Origin of the sequence: Rhodanobacter sp. OR87, from assembly GCF_000473345.1 — a bacterium.
Lineage (GTDB): Bacteria > Pseudomonadota > Gammaproteobacteria > Xanthomonadales > Rhodanobacteraceae > Rhodanobacter > Rhodanobacter denitrificans.
On sequence record NZ_AXBJ01000043.1, the window covers coordinates 1 to 4,465 of the forward strand.

A 4,465-nucleotide genomic window follows, 5' to 3' on the forward strand; every position below is an offset into this window, starting at 1 on the left:
ACTGGCGCGCGCCATGACCCTGTGCAAGCCTTGGCCAGAGACGAAATTGCGCGCCGTCGACAATTTTCATGGCTGAGCGTCGTCGCTAATCAGGTTGACCCATTTTCTATGACCGTATAAGCGGGAAGGTACGTTACCTTCGCCGATGTAAAGGGTTGGCGAATGCCCCCCCGGATAGGCGATGCCGAACGGCGGCTTGATTCGAATGACGTAGACGCCACGGTCGAGTAGCTCTTCTTTGGCGCCCGTAGTGAGGATAGCGGCGGTTATGGCGGTCTTGGTCATTGATGGATCGAAGTCGATCCATCTCCACGAGATGTCCACAGATGCAGGCACGGGTGTCTCCTATACGGACTAATTTAAATTCGATTGTTGAATGAGGCCTAATCTAGCCGCCTAACCCGTAAAATCGGGCTGCGACTACCGGGAAGCTCCTACTCGAATCAAACACTTATTGGGGTAAGGTTCAATTCCCACTGCGGCAAAGTGGGTGTCCCATTCTTTCGCCCAGCTCCTTCCGATTCACCAGTGAACTCAAGGCGCCAACGCAACACCCAACGCGTTCATCGTTTGCGTGGTCATCTTTCCCGTAACCGCCAGTCCGTGTGCGCCCTGAAACTTTCGCAATGCAAGTTTGGTGGACTCGGTGAGTTCTCCGTCAATGGCACCGGGGTCGTAGCCCTTGGCGTATAGCGCGGCCTGCACACGCATGATCATGAGTCGAAGTTGGTCAGTGCTGGGTCTAGGCGCCCCCGTAGACATCAAGGACTGTATTCCAGGCGAGTAGCTATTGGCAGGAGCGGGTGCTGGTGCCGGTGCCGGTGCGGGCGGTGTATAGGCTGGTGTGTATGCGGGGGTGTAATCCCGGGGCGCGCGGTAGATGCCACTGCTGCCAGAGCTGTGTGAGGCGTGGGAGCTATGCGAGCTGTGCGAGCTATGGCTGGCGTACATGTTGCGCACGTTGACGTTCAAGGGTGCCGTCAGCGTTACTGCAAAGTCGCCATCGTGGACCGCCAGGTCAGTGAGCCCCTTGTTTTGGTCTGCGTTGTCCGAACCATGGGCTACGCCGTGGAGTGCCGACAACACGGCTCCGGCCACCGTTAATGACTTGCGCATTGTTCTTCTCCTTCCAATACCGGTTTAAGTGCGCGGCTCGTCCACTCCGGTGTCACCCACGCAAAGAGTCCACCGCAGCGTTCCCTGACCGCGCAGGATTCGCAGGCAGGCAGGTAATGCTGCTTCCAGTCGGAAATACTCCGGCGCGCGTGCGGCCAAAGCGACTGCGGCAATGTGCAGAGAGGTAGGTTGTAGAGCGACACCCGCATGTCGCGCCTGGTCAGATAGTCGACCGAGTCGGCCAGCACGGCCGACATTTCAGCAGGATCAATCCAAAGTTCGTCATGGTGAGCGCGTGCGAAACCCGTGGGCTCCGTGCCCATCAGGGCCACGTGTTCGACAAACGGTAGGTTTCGATAGAGAAATCGAACGAGGGCAGGTAGGTGCTCGACCACGGGTTTGACCAATACCACCCGGATTTCAATGCGCTGTTTGGCTGCTTCCAATGCATAAAGGCCACGCATGGTCTCGGCGAATGCGCCCTTGCTCTGCACCACGTAATCGTGGAGGCCGTAATGGTCGCCATAGAGTGGAATGCCCCACGTCAGTGCCGGGTGCAATCCTGTGAACGAGCTGGCCAGCATCCCACCGCCAAAATTGCGCCCGTTGGACAGCACGTGCAGTTGTGTGTGCGGTAATACGTTCGCACAGTGCTCGATGATGCGGTTCAGGCCAGATCCCAGCAGCGTCGGCTCTCCCCCTGTGATGGTCAGAGATGATTCGTTCTTGTCGATGAGCTCGGTTAGGGCGCAGATCTGGCTTATCCGCCAGTCGTCGACAATGTTCCGCGGCGGCTGTGAGCACATCAGGCAGAAGCTGTTACAGCGCTCGGTCGCGAACAGAATGTTGTTGTTTGCACCCCGGCGGTAACGCAGTGCAGCCTTCGATGTTTCTGGTACGACTTCGATGACGTCACCCGGTTGGGCATTCAACGTTTCTGGCGGAATGGCTACCCATGGTCGCTCTGCGGGCGCTTGTTCGGGGTCGTTCACGACGAAGCCGGCCCATGGGAGCCGGGAGAGGGTAGGCGATGCCGTGCAAACCTTCGAGTCTCGGAGGTCGAGCACCATGCGTTCGATCGGAAAGAGGCCCGATGCGAATTCTGGCAGGGTGGCCACTTTGAGCAGTGTCGGCTGTGCCCATCCGTCGAGTTGCACCTTTGCATCAAGTTTGTGCATCACGCAGCCTCAGCCTCTCGCGCAGTGCCTCTGCGCGTTGCTCGCAGCGCCCAGTCTTCAAGGATGCGTTGGTCGGTGGCTGAGCCCTGTTCCCAGCGTTGGAGCAAGAGATCAAACAGGCCCATCTGTTTGCGGCAGAAATCACTTGTAGGCCGGTGACCAATGGTGTCGCCCTGTCGGGCGTAATGGTCGATGGGATCGGCACCACACAAGGGCACGTAGGCACAGTCGGCGCAGGTGGGAAGTGCCTCCGCCACGCCAGCCGCAAGCACGCGTTGCATGGCTGGCGAGTCCAGCCATGCACTAACACTCTCGTCCACGCGTCCAAGTGCAAATGCATGGTCACCCATGGAGGCGAGCATGCGGGCTTCGTCCGAGGGATAGACCCGACCATCGTAGTCATAGACCACAGCGCCAAGGCCCGCGCCCGTTGGAGAACGCAGGTCTACATAGCCATGGGAGAAGGGCGTCAGCAGCTGTGAGAGCAGCATGCGGCCATAGGTTTCCTCCAGGAAATAGCCTCCCCGGTTGACGGCCAAGAGATGATCCAGAGCTACTTCATAGAACCGGAGGAAGTCCGCCATCGGATACCCATTGCGACCCTCGGTTTTGCGAGCGAAGCCATAAGGGCTGAGCGGACGGAGAGAAATCGAGTGGAAGCCGAGCTTCCGATACTCATCAATGATTTCGTGTGGAGCTTCCAAGCTGCGGCGCGTGAGCGTGGTCAGGGCAGAAACTGCATCTTCTCCGAGCGCCTTGCGGCCACGCTCGATGCCTTCAATCGTGCGTTGGTAGCTGTCGCGTTCGGGACGCGGGCGGTTTGCGTTGTGCAACCACTCGGGGCCGTCGAGCGATGTGGAAAGCTCAAACTGATGATCTCGCATGAAAGCCAATTGCTCGGCGGTCAGGTCGTGCAGGGTAGAGGCGATGACAAACCGGAGCGTTCGGCCTTCACTCCGGTTGCGCTGCTCGATGACTTCGACTAGTGCATGGATGCGTGCGAAGTGGAGCAAGGGCTCACCACCCTGGAACTCAACGGTCAACGTCGGTGATGGCCATTCAAATAGGCGCTCGACAGCATGCGCGGCCGTCGCGTTAGACATGTCGAAAATGGTGTTGCCCACAGGCTGGCGTGAAACCTGACAATAGGCACACGTGTGGTGGCAGCGCAGGGAGACCACGAAGATGTGTAACGCCGGGCCGTGCTCAAGATAGGACTTTCGAGTTCGATACTGTGAGAGCAAGGGAGCTAAGGTCGAGTGGTTTGGGTCGGCCGCAATGAGGTGGCGCGCTTCCATCTCTGCAAAGAGCGGTTCGGCACGATTCAGTCTCCCCTCCACCGCACGCTCAAATTCCTCGCGCTGAGTGATAAGCCAATCGCCGGCCATGGAGGTGACTAGCACGCGGCTTTCGTCCCACGGCAAACGGCGGAAACGAAGGGGTAGAAGCCGATAGCCAGCGTTTCCAGCAAAGGTATGTCGTGGTGTGAACTTCACTGTTCCTGGCCGGCGGTGGTCTGCGGTGGTGCCGCCTGTTGTAGTGCCGCCCGAACAAGAGCCGTATGGAGCTCGCCAGTCTCGGCTCGGATCCGTTCGCGCAATCGCTCATCGAGTGCATCGTTTCGAAAGCGCTCTGCGAGCAGATGGGAGCTGACGTTATCCGCCTTCGGCGTCAGTCGAACAAGCACGTCAGAAGTCGTGCTTACGGTTTCAACAAAGTAATCACCGGTGTAGCGGTGCGCAGTGCATGCGATGACATCGACGGAAAATAAGCCTCCGTCCAAAACAATCTCGATAGCATTCATCGCTATCTCCCCTGACTCCCCACCAGAGATGGTGCGCGCTTAAGCGAGCTGCTGCAAGGAAATCACGAAGTCTGAGCTAATTTCTACCTGATTAGCGACGACGCTCAGCCATGAAAATTGTCGACGGCGCGCAATTTCGTCTCTGGCCAAGGCTTGCACAGGGTCATGGCGCGCGCCAGTCGCGGCAGCAGCTCGGCAAGTCGGAAACGGCGGTTGAAGCGGTAGGCGGCTTCGGCCAGATAGCGCCGCGCGTACTTGGCCTGGCGCATGGCGTGGTAGCAACCGCTGATCGCTCGTTTGACGTTGCCGAGCACCACGTTCACCCAGCGCGCTCCCTTGACCTCGGTCGCGGCGCGACCGCCCCCTG

Annotated in this window: 6 protein-coding genes; all 6 read right to left on the minus strand. The window is 58.9% G+C overall.

From position 1 onward, the window contains the following. Window positions 1-66: 66 nt before the first annotated feature. The gene (locus RHOOR87_RS20550) at window positions 67-285 is read right to left on the minus strand and encodes a hypothetical protein (protein ID WP_155950982.1); all 219 of its coding nucleotides are present in this window, start codon (window positions 283-285) and stop codon (window positions 67-69) included. 249 nt (window positions 286-534) lie between these two features. Then, window positions 535-1,116: a His-Xaa-Ser repeat protein HxsA gene (hxsA, locus tag RHOOR87_RS20120; protein ID WP_081491645.1), complete on the minus strand. Its 582-nt coding sequence runs from the start codon at window positions 1,114-1,116 to the stop codon at window positions 535-537. Further along, window positions 1,101-2,294: a His-Xaa-Ser system radical SAM maturase HxsC gene (gene hxsC, locus RHOOR87_RS0118350; RefSeq protein ID WP_007511321.1), complete on the minus strand. Its 1,194-nt coding sequence runs from the start codon at window positions 2,292-2,294 to the stop codon at window positions 1,101-1,103. Before hxsC ends, hxsA begins: the two co-directional genes overlap by 16 nt. Beyond that, the gene (hxsB, locus tag RHOOR87_RS0118355; RefSeq protein WP_081700035.1) at window positions 2,294-3,790 is read right to left on the minus strand and encodes a His-Xaa-Ser system radical SAM maturase HxsB; all 1,497 of its coding nucleotides are present in this window, start codon (window positions 3,788-3,790) and stop codon (window positions 2,294-2,296) included. The genes hxsC and hxsB overlap by 1 nt, the downstream gene beginning before the upstream one ends. Further along, window positions 3,787-4,098, minus strand: coding sequence for a hypothetical protein (locus tag RHOOR87_RS20555; RefSeq protein WP_155950983.1), 312 nt, complete (start codon window positions 4,096-4,098; stop codon window positions 3,787-3,789). Before RHOOR87_RS20555 ends, hxsB begins: the two co-directional genes overlap by 4 nt. A 104-nt stretch (window positions 4,099-4,202) precedes the next feature. Continuing rightward, on the minus strand, window positions 4,203-4,465 hold a 263-nt coding region (locus tag RHOOR87_RS19475), incomplete at its 5' end, for a transposase (RefSeq protein WP_043795257.1).

Coding starts and splice junctions, on each gene's coding strand:
- RHOOR87_RS20550 (WP_155950982.1), bottom strand. CDS start 285: ATGACCAAGACCGCCATAACCGCCGCTATCCTCACTACGGGCGCCAAA.
- hxsA (WP_081491645.1), bottom strand. CDS start 1,116: ATGCGCAAGTCATTAACGGTGGCCGGAGCCGTGTTGTCGGCACTCCAC.
- hxsC (WP_007511321.1), bottom strand. CDS start 2,294: ATGCACAAACTTGATGCAAAGGTGCAACTCGACGGATGGGCACAGCCG.
- RHOOR87_RS20555 (WP_155950983.1), bottom strand. CDS start 4,098: ATGAATGCTATCGAGATTGTTTTGGACGGAGGCTTATTTTCCGTCGAT.